This window comes from Streptosporangium sp. NBC_01469 (genome assembly GCF_036227305.1).
Classification (GTDB): domain Bacteria; phylum Actinomycetota; class Actinomycetes; order Streptosporangiales; family Streptosporangiaceae; genus Streptosporangium.
On the sequence record NZ_CP109465.1, the window covers coordinates 7,292,664 to 7,314,387 of the forward strand.

The following is a 21,724-nucleotide window of genomic DNA, read 5'->3' on the forward strand; positions in this document are numbered from 1 at the left end:
CAATGTCCAAGATCGTTGTCACGGGAGGGTGCGGCTTCATCGGCGGCCACCTCGTCGAGCGCCTGGCCGGGAGCGGGCACGAAGTGGTCGTCTACGACACCTCGCCGCCGCCGCCCGACATGCCGCCCGACGGTATGGACGGCGTCCGCTACGTCAAGGGCGACATCACCGCCGAGTCGTCCCTGGCGGCCGTCATCACCCCCGACGTCGACCTGGTGTACCACCTGTCGGCCATGGTCGGCGTCGACCGCTACCTCCGCCAGCCGCTCGACGTCATCGACGTCAACGTGCTCGGCACCCGCAACGTCCTGCGGCTGGCGCTGGCCGCGGACGCCAAGGTGGTGGTGGCCAGCACCAGCGAGGTCTACGGCAAGAACCCCGAGGTGCCCTGGTCGGAGGACTCCGACCGGGTGCTGGGCGGCACCTCCACCGACCGGTGGACCTACTCCTCCAGCAAGGCCCTCGCCGAGCACATGACGTTCGCCCTGGTGCGCGAGCACGGACTGCGGGCCACGGTGGTGCGCTACTTCAACGTCTACGGCCCCCGCCAGCGGCCGGCGTACGTCGTCAGCCGCAGCGTCCACCGCGTCCTCAACGGGCACCCCCCGGAGATGTACGACAGCGGGACGCAGACGCGGTGCTTCACCTTCATCGACGACGCGATCGAGGGCACCGTCCGCGCCGCGTCGAGCCCGGCGGGGCAGGGCGAGTGCTTCAACATCGGCTCGCACCAGGAGACCACCGTCGGCGAGGCCATCCGGCTGATCGGCCGGGTCGCCGGGTTCGCGGGGGAGAACGACGCGCTGGACACCGGCGTGGCCTTCGGGACGGCCTACCAGGACATCGAGCGGCGCATCCCCGACACGGCGAAGGCCCGCACGGTGCTCGGCTGGCAGTGCGCCGTCCCGCTGGAGGAGGGCATCACCAGGACGGTCGAGTGGGCCCGGCGCAACCCGTGGTGGCTGCGCGGGCCCATCGGCTGATCACCATCCGGCCTTGATCGTGTCCACGATGTGCAGGCGCTCCTCGTCGGACAGCCACCAGCCGACCGGGACGCAGACCATGCGCTCGACGACCTCCTCAAGGCCGGGAAGCAGGGACATGTACGGGCGCAGCGCCCCGTGGTGGTCGTTGCGCTCGTGCACCTGGCTCACCGTGATCCCGGCCTGGGTCATGTGCTTGACGAACGCGTCCTTGTCCGAGACCAGCAGCGGGTAGGCCCAGAACGAGGACTGCCGGTCGGGGGCGCGTTCGGTCAGCCGCACGCCGTCGGCGGAGGCCAGCTCGCGGTCGAAGAAGGCGGCGTTCTCCCGGTAGCGGCGGACCACCTCGTCGGTCTTCGCCAGGTTGGCCAGGCCGATCGAGGCGTTGATGTCGTTCATGTGGAACTTGTAGCCCCACTCGGGGATGTCGTCCCGGGTGAGGCCGCGCCCCGGTGAGTCGCGGTCGATCCCGAACCACCGCAGCCGCCTGGCCCGCTCGTTCAGCTCCGGGGTGGGCAGCACCATGAGCCCCCCGTCGCCCGTGGTGAAGTGCTTGACCGCCTGGAAGCTGAACACCGCGATGTTGCCGTGGTTGCCCAGCGGCGCCCCCCGGTAGGTGGAGCCCCAGGCGTGCGCGCAGTCCTCGATCACGAGGGGCCGGAACCCGTAGAGGGCCTCCGCCTCGTCCAGGATGCCGCTCAGCCGGGCGAGGTCGACCGGATAGCCGGCGAAGTGCACCACCATGATCGCACGGGTGGCCGGAGTGATCTTCCGGGCCAGGTCGTCGAGGTCCACGTTCAACGTCGCGGGATCCACGTCGACCCACCTCGGCCGCAGCCCGTTGGCGAGGATCGTCCAGTTCGTGGCGACCATCGTCAGGGGGGTGGTGAGCACCTCTCCCCCGCCCTCGCCCGCCCCGGTCCCGGCCGGATCCGTCGCCAGGCGCAGGGCGAGGTGGAGACCGGCGGTCCCGCTGTTGACCGTGGCCACGTGGGGGTTGCCGATCCGGTCGCGCAGCGCCTGCTCGAACTCGTCGACCACCGGCCCCTGGCCGATCATTCCGCTGGTGAGGACCCTGGCCACGGCGGCGGGGGCCTCCTCGGACATCTGCACCTTCAACAGTGGGATCACCGGTATCTCCTCACGTGGTCATGGACGGCACCGGATCTCCCTCTCACGTCCGGGAGGATCTCCGGCGTGGCCGGGAAGGCGCCGTCGGCCCCGAGCGCCTCGATCCGCGTTCACGAACCCGATTTCACCGGGCCGCCACCGCCGCCAATAAAAGAATATGCCAGCGGTAAACGTAACAGGCAATCCCCTTTGACCTGCCCGGCGCGCTCTCCCGTCATTCGAGCGCGGCACCAACGAACATCGATCCCGCCTCCAGCGGGACCTGTCATTATCGCGCAGTGCGGCCCGTTCACCGAAGGTGGAATCAAAAGTGGAGTCGATTTAAACGGGCCGCGAAAAACCCCTGCCCCAAAACCGATCCGCGACCATTGCAAAAGACGCCCGTTGCAAAAGGGAGACCAATGCCTAAGTCATGGTCATACAGCGTCCAGTACAAGACCGGAATGGCCCGTTGGGCAGGCCGCCTGGGACTCGAACTGCGAGGCCTGGTGCAGTCGGGCCGGATATCGCCGGAGACGCATCCCCGGGTCGTCGACCTGGGCTGCGGGCGCGGCGAGGCCGCCATCTATCTCGCCAAGCACGGATTCCAGGTGGTCGGGGTGGACTTCTCCTCGGTCGCGCTGAACGAGGCGCGGGCGGCCGCCAGCCGGGCGGGGGTGGCCGACCGCTGCCGGTTCGTCAAGGGCGATCTGACCGCGTCGCGCATCCCCGGCGTGGAGGGCCCGTTCGACGTGGTCACCGACCTGGGCACGCTCGACGACCTGAAGGGAGAGGACCGGGAGGCGATGGCCAGGACGATCAAGCGGCTGTCCGGGCCCGGGTCCCTGTACTACCTGTGGTGCGTCCACCACGACGGCAACCTCCCGATGAACCTCAAGGGCATCCTGCTCCGCCTCAACCCGAAACTGGTGCCGGGCGAGGAGGAGGCCCTCTTCGGCGATGTCTTCAAGATCGAGCGGCTGCCGTCGCCCCCTCCCTCCTCGTACTTCGCCAGCTTCCTCATGACCCACCGCTGAACGGAGAGAGCGTGACCGACAAGCACGGCACCGACGGCACCGGCGGGTGGCGCATCGACACCCACAACCACGCCGTTCCGCCGAAGATGCAGGAATGGGCCGTGCGGGCCGGCATCCTGCCGCCGAACCAGTCGAGGTGGCCGACCTGGGCGCGCTGGAGCCTCGCCGCGACCGAGGAGGTCATGGCGGAGAACGAGATCGCGGCCGTGGTGACCTCCTCGCCCGCGCCGTTCGAGGTGTTCAAGGACGCCACGCAGGTCAAGGAGGGCGCCCGGGTCATCAACGAGTCGCTGGCCGACCTGGTCAGGGAGCAGCCGGCCCGGTTCGGCTTCTTCGCCTTCCTGCCGCTGACCGATGTCGACGACGCCCTGGCGGAGACCGCCTACGCCCTCGACACGCTCGGCGCGGACGGCGTGCTCCTGCTGACGCACGTGGACGGCACGTACATCGGCGACAAGTCGTTCGAACCGCTCTTCGCCGAGCTCGACCGGCGGCACGCGGTGGCCCTGGTCCATCCGCAGTTCCTGCCCGGCGGCACACCGCCGGGAATCCCCGACTTCATGGGCGACTTCCTCCTGGACACGACCAGGGCGGCGCTGAGCCTGATGATCGGGGGAACCCTGGAGCGTCACGAGAACCTGTCGATCATCCTCTCCCACGGCGGCGGTTTCCTGCCCTACATGGCGGCCAGGATCGACTCCCGCTCGCACGACGAGGAGGGCATCGAACCGGGAATCCTCCGCTCCTACGTGCGGCGCTTCTACTACGACACCGCCATGCCCACCTCCCCCTACGCGACGCCGTCGCTCCTGGGTGCCGCGGACCACTCGCGCATCCTCTACGGGACCGACTACAGCATGCGAACGGCCGAGGCGACCCGCTACGTGACACAGGAGTTGACCCGCGACCCGCTGATCGGGCCCGCGTTGCACCGGCGGATCGAACGCGACAACGCGCTGCGCCTGCTTCCCTCCCTGGCGAGGCGCATGGGCGCCACCGTCTGACCGTGCCGTCACGAGCCGCCCGGGGTGCCCGGCGATCCTCAACGGATCGGCGGAGCCGCCCCGGGCTCGTTCACGCGGGCCGACGGGACGGCCTCGGCGACCTCGCACGCCGGGACATGCCGGGTCGTGCCGGGTCGTGCCGGGATTCGCCGCCTCCCGCTCACCGGCGACCCGAATCCCCGGACCGGAACGGGCGGGTTCGGGTTCGCCGGCGTCTTCGTACGCGGTCGTACCCGTCCGTGCCCGTACACGTGCCCGCCAGCGCGCGCTCCCCGCGCTGGGGACACCTCCGGTTCCCGGCCGGGGACTCGGATCGTCGAGCGTTCACCGATCGCATGTGTTCGCCGTCGGTGCGGGGCGCCTCCGCACCCACGGCTCACCCCCAAGCCTCATGTGTTCAGTAACGCACTCCGGTGACCTGGGACGACACGCTCTCGGACAGGGTCCCGTCGGTGTTGTACACGGTGCCGGTGCCCGTCGAGCTGAAGGTGTTCCCCGTGACGGTGCCCGAATGGGCGATGTCGAGGGTGCCCATCCAGGTGCCGTCGGGCCCGTACATGTGGTGCCTGAAGGTGAAACTGAAGCGGGACGAGCTGATCGACAGCCACTTCCCCAGCCCCAGGTCCCTGATCCGGGTGTTGGTGCAGATCACCGCACCGGTCTCGGTGAAGAGGAAGAGACCTTTCTCCGGCGGGTTCCCGACCGGGCCGGGAAACGAGATGTCGACGTGCCAGGTCCCGGCGATCCGGTGGGCAGTCCCCGCCGCCTGACCTGCGTTCGCCGCGTCGGCGCCGATGATTGCCGCCAGCCCCGCGGCGGGGGCGAGGATTCCGCCTTTCGCCAAGAGTTTTCGACGATTAATCGCCTGTACCATTGCGCCTCCGAACTGAATGATTCCCGCGACTTCCAGCCTGTTTCGGAAGTTGATTTCCGGGAATGATGGGAAGAATAGGGTCATCCCCTCTGGGACCACTCGAAGGTCGCTGGTCTTCGAAGAGCCGCCGATCGTCGGCCGGTGGTTCGTAGAACCCGAAACCGATCATCGCCAGGCCTTCGGCCAGCCACCTCGCCGTCACGCTGCGCATTCGCCGCCAGCGGGGTTCGGTTCGCATCTGTCCTCCCGATAGAGGGACTCGGGCGCTCGCCCGGCCGTCACTGACGAGATCGTGACAACGTGCTCTCCACGTTCGATCGAGCCCCGCTCACCGAGAATGCGCGCCGCGGCCGGTGACCCCGCTGACGAGGATCGCTCGAACCGGTGGCGAGCGGATCTCCAGCGGCGGCTGCCAGCATCACGGCGGCACCGGTCTTCACCGCACCGGTCCTCCGCGACACCGGCGTCCCCGCGACGCGATGCGAACCTTCGCCCACACGATGGAGGGAACACGATGAACGAGCCCTCGCCCATGGCACTCGGCACCGCGCCGTTCAGCGACGACCGGCCCGACCAGGAGCAGATCCTGTTGATGCTGGCGGGCAAGTGGATATCGGGGGTGATCCACGTGGTCGCCCGCCTGGGCATCGCCGACCTGCTCGCCGGCGGGCCACGCACGTCGGACGACCTCGCCGAGACGACCGGCGCGCACGCCCCCACGCTCTACCGCTTCCTGCGCGCGTCGGCCGCCGTGGGCGTCTTCGCCGAGCGGCCCGACGGCCGCTTCGAGCTCACCCCCAAGGCCGAGTACCTGCGCAGCGACGTTCCCGGGAGCATGCGCAACCTCGCCTACTTCTACGGCGAGACGACCGTGTGGAACTGCTGGGGACACGTCATGGACACGGTCCGCACCGGCGAGGCCGTGGGGCCCAAGCTGCGCGGCGGGAAGACCTGGTTCCAGTATCTGGAGCAGGACGCCCCGGAGTTCGCCGAGGTGTTCCACGCGTCCATGACCGCCCTCAACGACGCGCGCGCCCCGCGCATCGCCGACTCGTTCGACTTCGGCCGCTTCCCGGTCGTCGCCGACATCGGCGGCGGGCAGGGCCAGATGCTCTCGGCCATCCTGCGGCGCCACCCGTCGGTGCGCGGGATCCTGTACGACATCCCGACGGCGATCAAGGGTGCCGGCGAGCTCCTCGAGCGCGAGGGCGTGGCCGACCGGGTCCACTGCGAGGAGGGCAGCTTCTTCGAGAGGATCCCCGGCGGCGCCGACGCCTACGTGCTGAAGGCGATCATGCACGACTGGAGCGACGCCGAGTGCGAGGGCATCCTGCGCCGGGTCCGCCGGGCCATCGGCGACAGGGCGGACGCCCGGCTGCTGATCATCGACGGCGTGCTCCCCGAGCTCAACGAATGGCACTACAGCAAGCTCATGGACATCGCGATGCTCGTCAACGACAAGGGCGCCGAGCGCACCGCCGCCGACTGGCGGCGACTGCTGGAGGCGTCCGGATTCGAGCTGGCCGCCATCCACCCGACGGCCCCGCCGCACGGCATCGTGGAGGGCAGGCCCGCCTGAGCCCGGCTCCGGCTCGCGCGGCCACCGCCGTCCGCGCGTCCCCGGGCACGAAGCCGTCCCCGCCACCCGCCTCACCCCGAAGGAGCCACAGCGATGAGACTCGGTGTCAACCTCACCTATCGGAACGCCGTGCACGTGGCGCGGGAGGCGGAGAGCCTCGGCTACGACCTCGCGCTGGCGCCCGAGGGATACCGCTCCGACGCCGCCACCGTGCTCGGCACGGTGGCGTTGCGCACCCGGACCATCGATCTGGCGTCCGGGGTGTTCCAGATCCCGGGCCGGACCCCCGCGATGACGGCCCTGACGGCGGCGACGTTGGACACCCTCTCCGGCGGGAGGTTCCGGCTCGGTCTCGGCATATCCAACCCCGACATCTCCGAGGGCTGGTACGGCGTGCCGTTCGACCGGCCGCTGGGACGGACCCGGGAGTACGTCGAGATCGTGCGCCGCGCTCTCGACCGCGAGCAGGTGACCCACGACGGAAAGCACTTCCAGCTACCGGCGCGGGGGTGCACGGCGACGCCCCTCAAGCTGCTCACCGAACCCGTCAGGACCCGCGTCCCGATCTACCTGGCCGCGGTCGGCCCGCGGAACCTGGAACTGGCGGGCGAGATCGCCGACGGGTGGCTGGGGGTCTTCTGCACCCCGGAGTCGCTGGCTCTCTCCGTCCGCCATCTGCGGGACGGGCGGGCCCGCGCCGGCAGGGAGCCGGACGGCTTCGAGGTGCTTCCCGGCCTGCCGGTGGCCGTGAACGACGACCTGGACGCGGCCGTGGACGCGGTGCGGGGCTATGCGGCGCACTTCGTCGGCATGGGCGACCACAAGCGGAACTTCTACTACGCGCTGGCCGGGCGGATGGGATTCGAGCGGGAGGCCGCCACGATCCACGAGCGCTACGCCGCGGGCGACCTCCGGGGCGCGCAGGCCGCCGTGCCCGCCGGGTTCGTCGACCGCGTGTCCCTGCTCGGCCCGGTCGAGCGGATCGCCGACCGGATGAGGGAGTACATGGACAACGGGGCGACGACCCTGGTCGTCTCCCCCTTCGCCACCACCGGCGAGGGACAGACCGAGATCCTCCGCGCCGTCGTCGCCGCCCGCGAAAGCCTCTCCTGACCGGCGACGTGCTCGTCGTACGCCCAGCACCCGTTGCGCCCGTGCTCCCGGGACGGCCACCGTAACCGGACCGACGGCGTGCTCGTCGTACGCCCAGCGCCCAGCGCTCGGCGCCCGTGCGCCCGGGGAGGGCGGCCGATGCCCCGGGACGGCCACCGAACCGGAGACCGGCGGTGACGGGTCCGGCTCTCCCGCGATCGTGGCCCCGCCGGGGCTAGTCTCACCGCGGCCTTCCTGGGCGCGGTCCGGGCTGCCAGGCTCGGACCCATGAGCGCATTCACCGACGACGAGATCGCGTACCTGACCGGCCAGCCACTGGGGCGCCTCGCCACCGTCGGCCGCGACGGCAGGCCGACGGTCAGGCCGGTGGGGGTCATCTACGATCCCGAGGCCGGGGCGATCGTGATCGGCGGGGTCGCCGGTTCCGACATGGCGGGGAGCAAGAAGTACCGCGACGCGCGGCACCACCCGCACGTGTCGTTCGTCATCGACGACCTCGCGGCCGTGGACCCGTGGACACCGCGCGGGATCGAGATCCGGGGGTACGCGGAGACGTACACCGAGGGCGGGGAGCAGGTGGGCGAGCGCCTCGACGCGCCGTTCCCGTTCGACCCCGCGTGGATCCTGATCCGCCCGCGGCGCATCCTGACGTGGGGCATCGGCAACGGCTCCTTCGAGATGTCGGCGCGCGAGGTGGCGCCCGGCGGCGCGGCTCGAAGCGGCACGGCCTGAGCGGGAAGGAGACCTCCTATGCGTTACCGACCGCTGGGCCGGACCGGGCTGCGGGTGTCCGAGCTGTTCTTCGGCGCGATGACCTTCTACCAGCGCGACGGCTCCGGCACGCCGCAGGAGCACCGGGCCATGCTCGACACCTACGCCGACGCCGGAGGCAACGTCATCGACACGGCCTCGGCGTACGGCGAGAGCGAGGACGTCCTCGGCGAGCTCCTCACCGGCCGCCGCGACCGCTTCGTCGTCGCCACCAAGTACACGCTCTCCCGCGACCACGACGACCCGAACGCCGCCGGCAACCACCGCAAGAACCTCACCCTGTCCCTGGAACGCAGCCTGCGGCGGCTGCGGACCGACTACGTCGACCTGTACTGGGTGCACCTCTGGGACCGCCACACCCCGGTGGAGGAGACGATGCGGGCGCTGGACGACGCCGTGCGCGCCGGGAAGATCCTCTACGTGGGCATCTCCAACGCCCCGGCATGGCTGGTCAGCCGCGCCAACACCCTGGCGGAGTGGCGGGACTGGACGCCGTTCGCGGGCCTGCAGGTGCCGTACAACCTGCTCAGGCGCGACGTCGAGCGCGAGCTGCTGCCGATGGCCGAGGCGTTCGGGATGAGCGTGGCCGCGTGGGGGCCGCTCGCCGGCGGCGTGCTGTCCGGGAAGTTCAGCGACCAGGGAGGCGCGGAGGCGGCCACCCGGGTCGATCCCGGCTCCCTCACCGCCCGGGACCACGCGGTCGCGCGCGCCGTGCTGGAGGTCGCGGACGAGCTGGGCGTCACGGCGGCCCAGGTGGCGATCGCCTGGATCCGCGCCCGCTCCCCCGCCGTCCACCCGATCGTCGGCGCGAGGGACGTCAAGCAGCTCACCGAGAACCTGGGCGCGATCGACGTCGTCCTTCCCGAGGAGGTGGTCCGGCGCCTGGAGGCGGCGACGGAGTTCGAGGTGGGATACCCCGGTGACTTCATCGCCGAATGCGAGGCCGACCCATGGGTGTTCGGCGAGGCGCCCACGGAGCCCCGCGCCCGGTCATAGGTCCGCCGGGCCCGGCACTCCTGCCACCGGCCCCCCTCGCGCGCCCGGGGACGCCCGTCACCACGAGCGCCCCACCAGCAGGTGGGCTCGGCGCGGCGAGTGCGCGTCATCACGTCCGCCATCACGTACGGCGGGTGTGATCGGTCCGGCCCGGCGGGGGGCCGGGTGGCGTCGGCGGGATCCCCCGGTCCCGGCACCCGGCGAAGACCACGACGAGCTCCAGCCCGCCGCCCGGGTTGGGGCTCGCCCGTACGTCGGCCCCGTGCGCCTTCGCGATCGACGCGACGATCGACAGGCCGAGCCCGACCCCCTGCCCCCGGGTCGTGTGCAACCGCCGGAAGGGCTCGAAGAGATCGCCGAAACGTTCCCCCGGCACCTCCGGGCCGGTGTTCCGGACGGTCAGGACCCCGTGGACGAGCGTCACCTCGACGGTTCCGCCGGGATGGTTGTGGCGGACCGCGTTGTCGACGAGGTTGGTGATGAGCCGGTTCAGCAGAATCGGGTCCCCGTCGACGACGAACGGTTCGATCCGTGCCGTCACGGTGACGTCGCCCGAGCCTCCTTCGGCCAGGACGAGCCGTACCACCTGGTCCAGGGCCACCGGCCTCCTCCCCTCCAGGCCGTGTTCCGCCTGTGCCAGGACCAGCAGGGCGTCGATGAGGTTCTCGGTGCGGCGGTTGTGGAACAGGAGCTTGTCGCGGATCTCACCGACGTCCTCGGGGAGACCGATCTCGATCGCCGCCCGCTGGACGGCCAGCGGGGTGCGCAGCTCGTGGGACGCGTTCGCGATGAACCGCCGCTGCCCCTCGACCGAGCGCTCCAGCCGGTCGAGCATCGCGTCGAAGGTGTCGGCCAGTTCCTTCAACTCGTCCTTCGGCCCGGTGAGCGCGATCCGTTCGTGCAGGTTGGACAGGGACAGCCGCCGCGCGGTGGCGGTGATCCGGTGGACGGGCCGCAGGATCCGCCCGGCGACCAGCCAGCCGACGACCACCGACACCAGCGTCAGGATCCCGACCGTCAGTCCGGTCACCTCCCACTGGTAGGTGACCACGTCGTCCACCAGCCTGGGAAGTGCCGGCGGCCGATCCGCCGGCACTTTCGGCCTCGGTGCCACCGGCGCCACCGGAGGCCACCCCGGAAGTGACACCTCCGGCGACGGCATCGGAATCGGAAACCGTGCGATCCGCACGTGCAGCGCCTGGCTCAGCAGCAGGTTGACCGTGACGAGCAGCACCACCGAGGTCAGCAGGAACAGTCCGGAGTAGATCAGCGTGAGGCGTACCCGGACCGTCGTCACAGCAGGTATCCCGCGCCGGGGATCGTCTGGATGCACGGCGGGTCGCCCAGTTTCGCCCGCAGGCGGCTGACCACGACCCGCACCACCGTCGTGAACGGGTCGGCGTTCTCGTCCCACGCCTCCTCGAGCAGCCGTTCGGAGCTCACGACCGCGCCGTCCGCCCTCATCAGCACCTCGAGGACGGCGAACTCCTTGAGCGACAGGTGCAGATGCCGCCCGTCCCGCGACGCCTGGAGCCGGTGCGTGTCGACCACGATCCCGTGCCGCGTCAGCACCGGCGGCACCCGCGATTGGCTGCGCCGCCCCAGCGCCTTCACCCGTGCGACCAGCTCGGCGTAGTCGAACGGTTTGGTCAGGTAGTCGTCGGCGCCCATCCCGAGACCCGCGACCCGCTCCGGCACCGACGTCGCCGCCGTCATCATCAGGATTCGCGTACGGCTCCCGCGCGCCACCAGCTCGTGGCACACGAGGTCGCCGTGCATCTCGGGCAGGTCCCGATCCAGCACGAGAACGTCGTAGTCGTGCAGCGCCAGCCGTTCCGCCGCGGCGGCCCCGTCGTACACCACGTCGACGGCCATGGCGTGGCGGCGCAACCCCATCGCCACGAGATCGGCCAGGTCACGTTCGTCTTCGGCTACCAGAACCCGCATGCCGACGTTCCTACCCGAACCGGGGTAACAGTGGCGTTAACCATTCCGTTCACAGCCGCGCAACCCGCTTCCGGCCACGCTGGCGACCATGATCAGAACCTTCTGCGCCGCCCTTCTGGTGACGGCCTGCTCGGTGTCCGCACCCGCATCGGCGTTCGCGTCAGACCCGGCACCCCGGCCGAAGCCGTCGTCCCCGTCGGCCGCCACCCCGGGCGGGGACTGCGCGCCCGCCACGGCGCCACCGCCGGAATCGGCGCCGCCGACCTCGGTGAACACGCTCCGGCAGGCGTACTTCTGCGTACTGGACAACTACTACAGCGGCCCGGCCATGGACTCGAGGGAACCGCTGAAGAGTGCCTTCGCCGCGTACACCCAGGACCTGATGCGGCGTGGCATCGACCGGGCCGACCTCCGGCTGCCCGCCCTGACCGGGAACCGCGACAGCGACTGGGCCGCCTACGCGAAGGTCCTGGGCACCGACGACCCCGCCGCGCTGCGCGCCGCGATCACCGGCATGGTCGCCGGACTGCACGACAACCACGCCCGCTGGGTCAGGCCGACCCCGCCGTCGGAGAGCGGGCCGGTCGGAACGGGCATCGTGGGCACGTCCGCCCAGCAGGGCCCCCAGCTCGACCCGGCGGCCCGGCCGCCGCTGTTCATCACCCGCGTCCTGCCCGGCAGCCCCGCGGCCGAGGCCGACGTCAGACCCGGCGACATCGTGGTCAAGGCCAACGGCATGCCGCCGTTCGCCGGGGACAAGGTGAACCAGAGCTTCGTCGACGCCCTCGCCTCCGACACGGTACGGATCACGCTCAAGCGCCCCACGACAGGGCGGACCCGCACCGTCGAGCTCAGGGAGGGCCCCCTCACGCGGCAGCCTCCGGCGGCGACGTCGAAGACGCTCCCCGGCGGCGTCGCGTACGTCCAGCTGTCCGGATTCCACGAAGGCGCCGCCGACCAGGTCATCGCCAAGCTCCAGGGCAAGCCGAAGGCGGTCGTCCTCGACCTGCGCGGCAACGGCGGCGGATCGCCTCGCGAGGTGACGCGACTGCTCGGCGCGTTCGCACACGGCAAGATCACCAGCTACTTCTGCCCGCTCAAGGGCGACTGCGTGCCCAACCGGACCGACGACGGCGTCCCGCTGCTCGGCCTGCGCCTGGTCGTTCTCACCGACCGCGGGTGCGCCTCGGCCTGCGACGACTTCAGCGCGGCCGTCAAGGGCAACGGTTTGGGCACCCTCGTCGGGACCCGCACCGCCGGAGCCATCTCCGGTCCCGCCGCAGCGTATCTCCTCGACGACGGCAGCGTCCTGCGCCTGCCCAAGGTCCGGCACCTCGGCCCCGCCCGCGAGATCATCGACACCATCGGCGTGCCGGTCGACCACTACGCCCCCATGACCGCCCTCGACCTGGCCACCGGGCGCGACCCCGGCGTGGCCAAGGCGCTCACACTCCTGTAACCCGCGCAGAGTGCCTACCGACGGCCGTGAGGCACGGTCGTCCACCTGCCCGCGCGGAATCCCGGCGCCCGGCCGCGACTCATGGCCGGTCGTCGCGGCGATGCTCATCGGCGCCTGCCAGCAGTACGTGTATCTTGAGCTGCTTTCGCCCGCCGGCATTCACGGCGTCGCACCGCACGTCGCCTCCCCCGCCGACTACGCGCGCGAAGTGGTTCACACACTGCTTGGCGAATAGTCCAGATCCGGGCGGATCCCGGGCACCCGCGGCAGCCGACATCGCCCACCACCGGACGCGGCCGGCTGTCCCCCGTGCCGAACACCCGTTCAAGACCGCGGCGGCCGAACTCGACCCGCACGATGGACCGGCGGTTGCCCATTTGACCATTTCGGTCATTTCATGTCGGATCCTTCGGCAGAATGATCAACCGTCAGTCCCCGGAAGGCGGGGAGACGGCTGAGAAGGGATGACTGAATGCGCGGGTCCACGAAGACGATCCTCCTCGCCGCGGCACTGTCGATCGGCGGAATCGTCGCCAACCCCGCGCACGCGGCCGCCTCAGCCCCCAGCCCGGAGCGGGTGTGCGGTTCCGGCTTCGCCCGGGTCGCCCACAGCAAGCAGGCCGCGAAGACCCCCTCCGGAGACGTGTTCGGTCACGTCTACCTGTTGTACAACCGCAGGACCGGCTACAACTGCGTCACCACGATCAAGACCTCGAACGTCGGCGTCGCCACCTTCGTCTCGGCCACGATCACGACGCAGACACGGGGGGTACACGGGCGCACGGGCGGCAAGAACGAGGGCCGGCAGGTCAAGCACTACCTGGGCCCGCTGAAGGTCTACGGCAAGGGCCGGTGCGTCAAATACTCCGGCACGATCTGGGATGACGGGCGCGGTGCCGCCGTCGCCACGGCTCGCTGGAAGTCCTGGGGCAACTGCGGCTGAGCGCCGATTCGGGTCGGTTCCGCGTCAGAACCTGTCTCGGACAACGCGCCGCTCGACCAGTCCCAGTACGGCGTCGGCGGCCTTGCCGAGCAGCACCCGCTGCCCGCTGATCGCGACATGCAGCCACAGCTCGCCCCGCCGTACCAGCTCGCCCAGCACGGCCGAGGGCGGCGGCAGCTGGCTCTGCGTGAAGAGCCCGGCGGCGGTGGCCGCCTGCCAGGCGGCCAGCGCGGCCACCGGCACCAGCAGCCCGGCGGCCGCCCCGGCACCGCGCGGTCCCCTGCCGAGCCTCGGCCGGTTCCTCCGGCGCTCGGGCGCGGCGTCCCCCGAGGTGTCGTCCGGTGTGTCCCCCGCGCCGGGATCCGGGGGGCGCCTTCGGGTGACGAGGCTCACGAAGAGCTCGCCTTCTGGGCGAAGGCGGGCTCGAACAGCGAGTCGAGCGCGGCCCTGGCCTCCGCCTCGGAGCGCACCTGGTTCTCCTCGACGAGGGTCGGCAGGATGCGCTCCAGTACGGCGCGTTGCTCGGCTCCGGGCACCGGGCTCAGGCCGACCTCGGTCCGCTCCTTCAACACGACCCCGGCGACCTCGGGCGCCAGCTTGGCCTCCCGGGCCAGCGGGGCGACCGTCTCGTCCGGGTGCTCGCCGACCCACGTCCGGGCGCGCTCGTAGGTGTCGGCCACGGCCTGGACGAGTTCCGGGTGTTCCTTGATGAAGTCCTCGCGGGCGTTGAGGAAGCCGTAGGAGTTGAACGCGGGCTCGCGGTGGATGAGGGTGGAGCCGGACTCGATCTGGCTCTGCGCCATGAGCGGGTCCAGGCCCGCCCACGCGTCGACGTCGCCGCGCTCCAGCGCGGTCTTGCCGTCCGCGTGCTGCAGGTTGACCACCTCGACGTCCGTACCGGCCAGGCCCGCCGCCTTCAGCGACTGGAGCAGGAAGAAGTACGGGTCGGTGCCCTTGATCGCGGCGATCTTCTTTCCCCTGAGCTGGGTCACCTTGGTGATCGGCGATCCCTTCGCCACTAATACCTATACAAAAAGTAGGAAAAGTAGGTATAATTGTCAACCTTTTTCACCGGAAGATGATCGCGAGACCCGCCGGGATTCGGAGGGGGACACGAGGTCACACGCCTCCGAGGCGACGACCCCACCACTCCCGGACGACACGACGTGCGACGCGACGCACGGCGCGTGCAGCGCGCGACATACCGACGACACGCGGCGCGTCACGTCTCCGGGAGCGACGGCCCGGCCGTCCGACACGGAGTCGCACGTCACCAAAGCAGATATTGTCTACCTTTTATGCAGGAATTAGGGTGATCCTAACGTAACGCGCAGAACGGACACCAGTATGAGTATCGACAGCACAACGTCCCAGGCTCCTGGCCTGCCGGGGGCGCATGTGATCGCCGATGACGCGGAGGCGGTCACCACGGCCCGCGCGCTGGCGGCCGAGTTCGCGCCCGGCGCCGCCGAGCGGGACACCGAACGACTGCTGCCCGTCGGAGAACTGGACCGGCTCTCCACGAGCGGGCTGCTCGCGATCACCGTGCCGCGCGAGCACGGCGGCGCGGAGGTGAGCGCGGAGACCCTCTCCGAGGTGGTACGCCTGCTGGCCGCCGCCGACCCGAACATCGCGCAGATCCCGCAGAGCCACTTCGTCTACGTCAACGTGCTGCGCCGCCAGGGCACCCCCGAACAGCGGAAGTTCTTCTTCGGCGAGGTACTCGCCGGTGCCAGGCTCGGCAACGCGCAGTCCGAGGCCGGCACCAAACACGTGCAGGACTACCGCACGCGGCTGGTGTCCGACGGCGAGGACGGCTTCCTGCTGCGGGGGGTCAAGCACTACAGCACCGGCGCGCTGTTCGCGCACTGGATCCCGGTGCTGGCCCGGCGCGAGGACGAGACACTGCACGTGGCGTATGTGCCCAGGGACGCCGACGGGCTGACCGTGATCGACGACTGGGCCGGGATGGGCCAGCGGACCACGGCCAGCGGCACCGTGCGCCTCGACGACGTGCGCGTGCCCGCGAACCGCGTGGTGCCGCACCACCTGACGTTCACCGGGCCGCAGCTCCACGGCGCGGTGGCCCAGCTCCTGCACGCCGCGATCGACGTGGGCATCGCCGGCGGGGCGCTGGCGGAGGCGCTGGAGTTCGTCCGCACCAAGGCGAGGCCCTGGTTCGAGAGCGGGCTGGACAGCGCCGCGGAGGACCCGCTGATCATCCAGCGGGCGGGCGAACTGGCGATCAAGGTGCGTGCCGCGGAGGCGCTCCTCGCCGCGGCCGGCCGGGAGGTGGACGCCGCCGCGGCGGACCTGACGGAGGAGTCCGCCGCCGCCGCGTCCGTCGCGGTGGCCACCGTGAAGGCGTACGTCGACCCGGTCGCGGTCGAGCTGGGCAGCGCGGTCTTCGAGCTGGGCGGCACCCGCGCCAGCCTGGACGGGCTCAACCTCCACCGCCACTGGCGCAACGCCAGGACGCACACGCTGCACGACCCGGCTCGCTGGAAGATCCAGCACATCGGCCGCTACGTGCTCAACGGACAGCTTCCGCCCCGCCACGGCCTGCTCTAGCGATCTCGCCGACAAGACGGCGACCCACGACGACTACGGAAGTGCGATGACAAACCTGACGTTCCACTGGTTCCTCCCCACCTACGGCGACAGCCGCGACATCGTCGGCGGCGGCCACGGCCTGCCCCCGGGAGCGGCCGGCGGCGCGCGCCCGGCCACGCTGGCCTACCTGCGGCAGATCGTGCACGCCGCCGAGCACCTCGGCTTCGTCGGCGCGCTGACGCCGACCGGCGCGTGGTGCGAGGACGCCTGGCTGACCACGGCCATGCTCACCGAGACCACCGAACGGCTGAAGTTCCTGGTCGCGTTCCGGCCGGGACTGGTCACGCCGACCCTGGCCGCGCAGATGGGCGCCACCTTCCAGCGGCACTCGGGCGGGCGCCTGCTGCTCAACGTCGTCACCGGCGGCGAGAGCCACGAGCAGCGCGCCTACGGCGACTTCCTGGACAAGGACGCCAGATACGCGCGGACCGACGAGTTCCTGCACATCGTCCGGGCGCTGTGGCGCGGCGAGAGCGTCGACTTCACCGGGGAGCACCTGCGGGTCGAGGACGCGAGACTGAACCGGGTGCCCGACCCGGTGCCCGACATCTACTTCGGCGGATCCTCCCCGGCCGCGGGCAGGGTCGCGGCCAGGCACGTGGACGCGTACCTCACCTGGGGCGAGCCGCCCGCCGCGGTCGCCGAGAAGATCACCTGGGTGAACGGCCTGGCCGCGGCCGAGGGCCGCACGCTGCGGCAGGGCATCCGGCTGCACGTGATCAGCAGGGACAGCGCCGACGAGGCGTGGGCACAGGCCCGCAGGCTGCTCGACGGCATCGACCCCGCCACGATCGAGAAGGTGCAGGCGGGCCTGGCCCGCAGCGAGTCCGAGGGCCAGAAGCGGATGCTCGCCCTGCACGGCGGCAGCCGCGACGGGCTGGAGATCTCCCCCAACCTGTGGGCCGGCGTCGGGCTGGTGCGCGGTGGCGCGGGCACCGCGCTGGTCGGCAGCCACACCGAGGTGGCCGACCGGATCGAGGAGTACGCCCGCCTGGGCATCACCGAGTTCATCATGTCCGGCCACCCGCATGTGGAGGAGGCGTACTGGTTCGGCGAGGGAGTGCTGCCGATCCTGCGCGAGCGCGGGCTGTGGGAACACCCCGCCGCGCCGGGCGCGCACGAACCGGCCTCGATCCCGTTCGCGTCCACCGGATCGAGCTGAGCGATGCCCCGGACCGGCCCGCCGCCCGTCCTACCGTGACCGCGGACGGGCGGCCGCGACAGGTGTGAGGAGGAATTCGGCTTCACGCCGCTTCACGCAGCGGATCAGGTGAGGTGATCGAGGATCAGGGCGGTGATCTCCCCGGGCCGCTCCATGCTCGGCAGGTGCCCGGCCCACTCCAGGTGCACCGCCGTCACCGAGGCCAGCTCTCCGGCCAGATGGCGGGCCGTCATCTGGAAGTAGGGCAGGTCATGGGCGGCGCTGACCACCAGTGTGGGCATGGTCACCCTGGCCAGGTCGATCTCCCCCTCCAGCTGCGACGGCTCGGGGTCGGCGGCGAGCTGGACCTCGAAGGCGTGGCGCTGCATGGCCATCTGCCGGGCGCGCGTCTCCCCGTCCGCCTCGGGGCCGAGCCAGGTGCGGGCGTTGAGCTCGACCGCGGCCTCGACCTCCCCCGCCTCCAGCAACCGGTCCTCCTCCTCGCCGAACGCGGCGAGGTCGGGCGTGGGCTCCAGCCCGCAGTGCGGATTGAGCAGCACCAGCCGGGAGACCAGGGCCGGATGGGCGGTGGCCACCTGCAACGCGACCCGGCCGCCGTAGGAGGACCCGACCAGCACGGCCCTCTCCACCGCGAGCGCGGCGAGCAGATCCGCCACGTCGCCGGGATCGGAGTAGGGGGTCTCGGAGGCGTACGGCGTGCGGCCGTGACCTCGCAGGTCTGGCCGGATCACTCGGAAGCGGGCGGTCAGCGCCTCCCACTGCGAATCCCACATCCGCGAGTCGGCGGCGCTGGAGTGCAGCAGCACCACGGGGTCGCCCGCTCCCCCGTCGTCGTAGGCGAGCGTCATCGGACCGCCGGAGAGCAGGGGCCACTCAAGGTGAGAAAGAACATCCGGTCATCGTCGCGGCTCCCCCCGGCGCCCGCAATCGATTAACCACGGACACGACCCGCGCGGCCGGGTCCGGGAGCGGACCGACCGGAGGAGGTCCGAGAGCGCGAAGGGCCAGGACGGGTCGGCTCCGGGAGCGGGCCAGGCGGTCGGGACGACCCGGGGAAGAGGACCGGGACGGGCTGGACGGGCTGGACGGGCTGGGAGCGCCCGAGGTGGGAGGGGCGGGACGGGCCGGTGTCAGCCGGGGCCCGTGCCGTACAGCGTGGCGAGGCCGGCGACGGTTGCGGCCATCCGCTCGCGCAGCTCGGGCGGCTCCAGCACCTCGATGTCGGCGCCCAGGCGCAGCAGCTGCCAGTGGGCGTGCTTGACGGACTCGGTCGGCAGGCGCAGCACGACCCAGCCGCGCTCGTCGGGCGGGCCCGCCTCGGCGAGCGCGGCCTCGGCGACCTCGGTGCCCACCGTGTAGCGCAGCATCCCCTCGGTGCCCGGCGCCATCCGCACCACGGCCTCGCCGGTGTGCATCCGCTCGCGGAAGTCGGCGGCGTAGTCTCGCCAGAAGACGGGCAGGTCGAAGTCGGCGGGACGCTCGAAGTGCCCCTCCGCGAGCTCGGCGCTCACGATCCGCGACACCCGGTAGGTGCGCGGCCCTCCCTCACCGGCGACCGCCACCATGTACCACACCCCGCCCTTGAGGACCAGACCGTACGGGTGGGCCAGGCGCTCGACGTCGCGGGGGCCCCAGCGGCGGTAGGTCATGCGCAGCGGGCGCTGCTCCCACACCGCCTCGGCGACCTCCCCCAGGAAGGGGGCCGCGTCGGCGTCGTGGTACCAGCCGGGGACGTCCAGGTGGAAGCGCTGGCGCATCCGGGAGGCCTGGAAGCGCGGCTCGGGAGGAAGCGCGGCGAGCATCTTCAGCTCGGCGTTGGCCGCGACCTCGGCCAGTCCCAGGTCGGCGGCCGGACCGGGCAGCCCGGCCAGGAACAGCGAGGAGGCCTCCTCGGCGGTCAGGCCGTTGAGACGGGTGCGGTAGCCGTCCAGCAGGCGGTATCCGCCGGCGGGGCCGCGGTCGGCGTAGACCGGCACCCCTGCCGACGACAGCGCCTCCACGTCTCGGTAGACCGTGCGGACGGAGACCTCCAGCTCCCCGGCCAGCTCGGGGGCCGTCATCTGCCCCCGGGTCTGCAGGAGCAGCAGGAGTGAGAGCAGACGACTCGCGCGCATGCCGGCCATTGTCCCGCACGTTTGCCAACCGCACACAGTCCATGTTCAAATGAACATATGGAAAGTAACAATCGCATTCGCGCGATCATGTCGGCGCTGCGCTCCAGCGACGTCGTCTCGGTCGCGGAGCTGGCCGTCGAGCACACGGTGTCGGAGATGACCATCCGCCGCGACCTCGACGAGCTCGCCCAGCAGGGCGTGGTCAGGCGGGTCAGGGGCGGCGCGGTGAGCCTGCTGCTGCGCGGGGACGAGCCGCCCTTCGGGGTGCGCGAGCGCGAGGCGGTGGAGGCCAAGCGGCGGATCGCCACCGAGGTCGCGGCCCTGCTCGCCGACGGAGAGGCCGTGCTGCTCGACAGCGGCACCACCTCCCTGGAGATCGCGCGGGTGATCCGCGACCGCCGCCTGACGGTCCTGCCGCTCTGCCTGCAGTCGGCCACCGAGCTCAGCTCGGCCTCCCGGATCCGCCTGGTGCTTCCCGGGGGCGAGGTCCGTCCCGGCGAGCTGAGCTTCACCGGCCCGTTGACCGAGAACGCCATCCGGTCCCTGCGCTTCGACACCGCGGTCATCGGCTGCTGCGGCCTGTCCGCCGAGCACGGCCTCACCGCCCACGACCTGTCCGACGTCGCCGTCAAGCAGGCGGCGATCGCCTCCGCCCGGCGCGTGGTCGTGGCCACCGACTCCGGCAAGTTCACCCGCACCGCGTTCGGCGCCGTCTGCCCGCTGGACCGCCTCGACATGGTCGTCACCGACACCGCGCTGCCCCCCGCCGAGCACGACGCCATGATCGCGGCGGGCGTCGCCGTCCGCACCGTCTGACTGGAGCCCTCCCCCATGCACGTCACCACCCTCGACCGGGCCGCGCTGCTACGCGGCCGGGTGGCGGTCTACCTGCTCTTCCTGCTCTCGGGCATGTCCATCGGCACCTGGACGGCGCGCATCCCGTCGATCAAACAGGGGCTGGGGCTGAGCGAGGGCGAGCTCAGCGTCGGACTGCTCGGCATCGCCGCCGGGGCGATCGCCGGCATGCAGGTGGTCGGCCGCCTGGTCGACCGCTACGGCAGCGTCAAGGTGATGCTGCCGATGGCCTTCGCGCAGAGCCTCGTGCTGGTCCTGCCCGCCTTCATGCCGAACCTGGCCGGCCTGGCCGTCGCACTGTTCGCCTTCGGCGCGGTGCACGGCACGCTGGACGTGGCGATGAACGCCAACGCCGTCGAGATCGAGCAGGCCACCGGCCGTCCGATCATGTCGTCCTTCCACGCCGTGTTCAGCATCGGCGGCTTCCTCGGCGCCGCCACGGGAGGGCTGCTCGCCCAGGCCGCGCTCAGCCCGGGGGCGACGTTCACCGCGGTCGCCGTCGCGATCGTCGCGCTCGCGCTCTGGGCCGCCCGCTGGGCGCTGCCCCTGACCGCGCACGCCCCCGCCGGGACGAAACCGGCGGCCGGTGGTGGCGGCGGCGGGGTGCTGCTGTTGGGTGTCCTGGCCTTCTGCTGCATGATCGGCGAAGGGGCCGCGGCCGACTGGAGCTCGGTCTACCTGAGTGAGAGCCTCAACAGTTCCGACGGGTTCGCCGCGGCCGCCTACGCCGCCTTCTCGATCATGATGACCGCGGGCCGCCTCGCCGGTGACAGGCTTGCCACCCTGCTGGGGCCGGTCAACCTGGTGCGCGCGTGCGGGGCGCTGGCCGCCTCCGGGCTCGGCCTGGGCCTGCTCGCCGACCACCAGATCGCCGCGGTGATCGGCTTCGGCTGCTTCGGAGCCGGCCTGTCCTGCATCGTCCCCCAGGTCTTCTCCGCGGCCGGCAGGCGCGACCCGGCCCAGGCCGGGAAGGCACTGGCCCGGGTGGCGAGCCTGGGCTACGTGGGATTCCTCAGCGGGCCCGTGCTGATCGGTGGCGCCGCCGAAGTGATCGGCCTGCCCCGCGCGCTCGCCGTTCCCGCCCTGCTGGCGCTTTTCGTCGCGTTGGCCGCGAGGGCGCTCAAGGCCCCGCCCTTTACAAAGTAGATCAGAATGGACCATCCG

Annotated in this window: 22 protein-coding genes; 14 read left to right on the top strand and 8 right to left on the bottom strand. The window is 71.4% G+C overall.

Going from position 1 to position 21,724, the window contains the following annotated elements; translation table 11 throughout:
- The first annotated feature begins 2 nt into the window (after positions 1-2).
- The gene (locus tag OG587_RS32160) at positions 3-983 is read left to right on the top strand and encodes an NAD-dependent epimerase/dehydratase family protein (protein WP_329081941.1); all 981 of its coding nucleotides are present in this window, start codon (positions 3-5) and stop codon (positions 981-983) included.
- Here OG587_RS32160 and OG587_RS32165 read toward each other — a convergent pair whose 3' ends face one another.
- Positions 984-2,114, bottom strand: coding sequence for a DegT/DnrJ/EryC1/StrS family aminotransferase (locus OG587_RS32165; protein WP_329081943.1), 1,131 nt, complete (start codon positions 2,112-2,114; stop codon positions 984-986).
- Between the two features lie 443 nt (positions 2,115-2,557).
- Here OG587_RS32165 and OG587_RS32170 point away from each other — a divergent pair, with 443 nt between their 5' ends.
- Both OG587_RS32170 and OG587_RS32175 read left to right on the top strand, forming a co-directional pair.
- Positions 2,558-3,130: an SAM-dependent methyltransferase gene (locus tag OG587_RS32170; RefSeq protein ID WP_329081945.1), complete on the top strand. Its 573-nt coding sequence runs from the start codon at positions 2,558-2,560 to the stop codon at positions 3,128-3,130.
- Between the two features lie 11 nt (positions 3,131-3,141).
- The gene (locus OG587_RS32175) at positions 3,142-4,134 is read left to right on the top strand and encodes an amidohydrolase family protein (RefSeq protein ID WP_329081947.1); all 993 of its coding nucleotides are present in this window, start codon (positions 3,142-3,144) and stop codon (positions 4,132-4,134) included.
- 397 nt (positions 4,135-4,531) lie between these two features.
- Here OG587_RS32175 and OG587_RS32180 read toward each other — a convergent pair whose 3' ends face one another.
- The gene (locus OG587_RS32180; protein ID WP_329081949.1) at positions 4,532-4,978 is read right to left on the bottom strand and encodes a hypothetical protein; all 447 of its coding nucleotides are present in this window, start codon (positions 4,976-4,978) and stop codon (positions 4,532-4,534) included.
- 544 nt (positions 4,979-5,522) lie between these two features.
- Here OG587_RS32180 and OG587_RS32185 point away from each other — a divergent pair.
- From OG587_RS32185 to OG587_RS32200, 4 genes are all read left to right on the top strand, one after another.
- Positions 5,523-6,587 (top strand): methyltransferase, encoded by a 1,065-nt coding sequence (locus OG587_RS32185; protein WP_329081950.1) that lies wholly within the window; start codon positions 5,523-5,525, stop codon positions 6,585-6,587.
- 93 nt (positions 6,588-6,680) lie between these two features.
- Positions 6,681-7,700, top strand: a complete 1,020-nt coding sequence (locus OG587_RS32190; RefSeq protein WP_329081952.1) for an LLM class flavin-dependent oxidoreductase — start codon at positions 6,681-6,683, stop codon at positions 7,698-7,700.
- A 267-nt stretch (positions 7,701-7,967) separates the two neighbouring features.
- Positions 7,968-8,432, top strand: a complete 465-nt coding sequence (locus OG587_RS32195; RefSeq protein WP_329081954.1) for a PPOX class F420-dependent oxidoreductase — start codon at positions 7,968-7,970, stop codon at positions 8,430-8,432.
- Between the two features lie 18 nt (positions 8,433-8,450).
- Positions 8,451-9,467, top strand: a complete 1,017-nt coding sequence (locus OG587_RS32200) for an aldo/keto reductase (protein ID WP_329081956.1) — start codon at positions 8,451-8,453, stop codon at positions 9,465-9,467.
- Between the two features lie 121 nt (positions 9,468-9,588).
- Here OG587_RS32200 and OG587_RS32205 read toward each other — a convergent pair whose 3' ends face one another.
- Together OG587_RS32205 and OG587_RS32210 are read right to left on the bottom strand one after the other, a co-directional pair.
- Positions 9,589-10,764, bottom strand: coding sequence for a HAMP domain-containing sensor histidine kinase (locus OG587_RS32205; protein WP_329081958.1), 1,176 nt, complete (start codon positions 10,762-10,764; stop codon positions 9,589-9,591).
- The gene (locus OG587_RS32210) at positions 10,761-11,414 is read right to left on the bottom strand and encodes a response regulator transcription factor (RefSeq protein WP_329081960.1); all 654 of its coding nucleotides are present in this window, start codon (positions 11,412-11,414) and stop codon (positions 10,761-10,763) included. Before OG587_RS32210 ends, OG587_RS32205 begins: the two co-directional genes overlap by 4 nt.
- Positions 11,415-11,502: 88 nt before the next feature.
- On the opposite strand from OG587_RS32210, the gene OG587_RS32215 reads away from it, so the two are divergent.
- The 3 genes from OG587_RS32215 to OG587_RS32225 all read left to right on the top strand — a co-directional run bounded on the left by OG587_RS32215 (position 11,503) and on the right by OG587_RS32225 (position 13,816).
- Positions 11,503-12,873: a S41 family peptidase gene (locus OG587_RS32215; protein WP_329081962.1), complete on the top strand. Its 1,371-nt coding sequence runs from the start codon at positions 11,503-11,505 to the stop codon at positions 12,871-12,873.
- Positions 12,874-12,973: 100 nt separating this feature from the next.
- Entirely contained in the window at positions 12,974-13,108 is a 135-nt protein-coding gene (locus OG587_RS32220) for a hypothetical protein (protein ID WP_329081964.1), read from the top strand.
- A gap of 237 nt (positions 13,109-13,345) precedes the next feature.
- A complete protein-coding gene (locus OG587_RS32225) occupies positions 13,346-13,816 on the top strand; it encodes a hypothetical protein (RefSeq protein ID WP_329081966.1) in 471 nt (156 codons plus the stop codon).
- Between the two features lie 24 nt (positions 13,817-13,840).
- Here OG587_RS32225 and OG587_RS32230 read toward each other — a convergent pair whose 3' ends face one another.
- Positions 13,841-14,209, bottom strand: coding sequence for a hypothetical protein (locus OG587_RS32230; RefSeq protein ID WP_329081968.1), 369 nt, complete (start codon positions 14,207-14,209; stop codon positions 13,841-13,843).
- On the bottom strand, positions 14,206-14,835 hold the full coding sequence (locus OG587_RS32235; RefSeq protein WP_329081971.1) for an ABC transporter substrate-binding protein: 630 nt from the start codon (positions 14,833-14,835) through the stop codon (positions 14,206-14,208). Before OG587_RS32235 ends, OG587_RS32230 begins: the two co-directional genes overlap by 4 nt.
- Positions 14,836-15,163: 328 nt before the next feature.
- Here OG587_RS32235 and OG587_RS32240 point away from each other — a divergent pair, with 328 nt between their 5' ends.
- Both OG587_RS32240 and OG587_RS32245 read left to right on the top strand, forming a co-directional pair.
- Positions 15,164-16,387, top strand: coding sequence for an SfnB family sulfur acquisition oxidoreductase (locus OG587_RS32240; protein WP_329081973.1), 1,224 nt, complete (start codon positions 15,164-15,166; stop codon positions 16,385-16,387).
- A gap of 46 nt (positions 16,388-16,433) precedes the next feature.
- Entirely contained in the window at positions 16,434-17,591 is a 1,158-nt protein-coding gene (locus OG587_RS32245; RefSeq protein WP_329081975.1) for an LLM class flavin-dependent oxidoreductase, read from the top strand.
- A gap of 104 nt (positions 17,592-17,695) precedes the next feature.
- Here the strand turns inward: OG587_RS32245 and OG587_RS32250 are convergent, their stop codons facing one another.
- Both OG587_RS32250 and OG587_RS32255 read right to left on the bottom strand, forming a co-directional pair.
- Entirely contained in the window at positions 17,696-18,439 is a 744-nt protein-coding gene (locus OG587_RS32250; protein ID WP_329081977.1) for an alpha/beta fold hydrolase, read from the bottom strand.
- A 282-nt stretch (positions 18,440-18,721) separates the two neighbouring features.
- Entirely contained in the window at positions 18,722-19,705 is a 984-nt protein-coding gene (locus tag OG587_RS32255) for a helix-turn-helix transcriptional regulator (RefSeq protein WP_329081979.1), read from the bottom strand.
- Between the two features lie 57 nt (positions 19,706-19,762).
- Here OG587_RS32255 and OG587_RS32260 point away from each other — a divergent pair, with 57 nt between their 5' ends.
- Together OG587_RS32260 and OG587_RS32265 are read left to right on the top strand one after the other, a co-directional pair.
- Positions 19,763-20,521, top strand: coding sequence for a DeoR/GlpR family DNA-binding transcription regulator (locus OG587_RS32260; protein ID WP_329081982.1), 759 nt, complete (start codon positions 19,763-19,765; stop codon positions 20,519-20,521).
- 15 nt (positions 20,522-20,536) lie between these two features.
- Positions 20,537-21,706: an MFS transporter gene (locus OG587_RS32265; RefSeq protein WP_329081984.1), complete on the top strand. Its 1,170-nt coding sequence runs from the start codon at positions 20,537-20,539 to the stop codon at positions 21,704-21,706.
- The last annotated feature ends 18 nt before the right edge of the window (positions 21,707-21,724 follow it).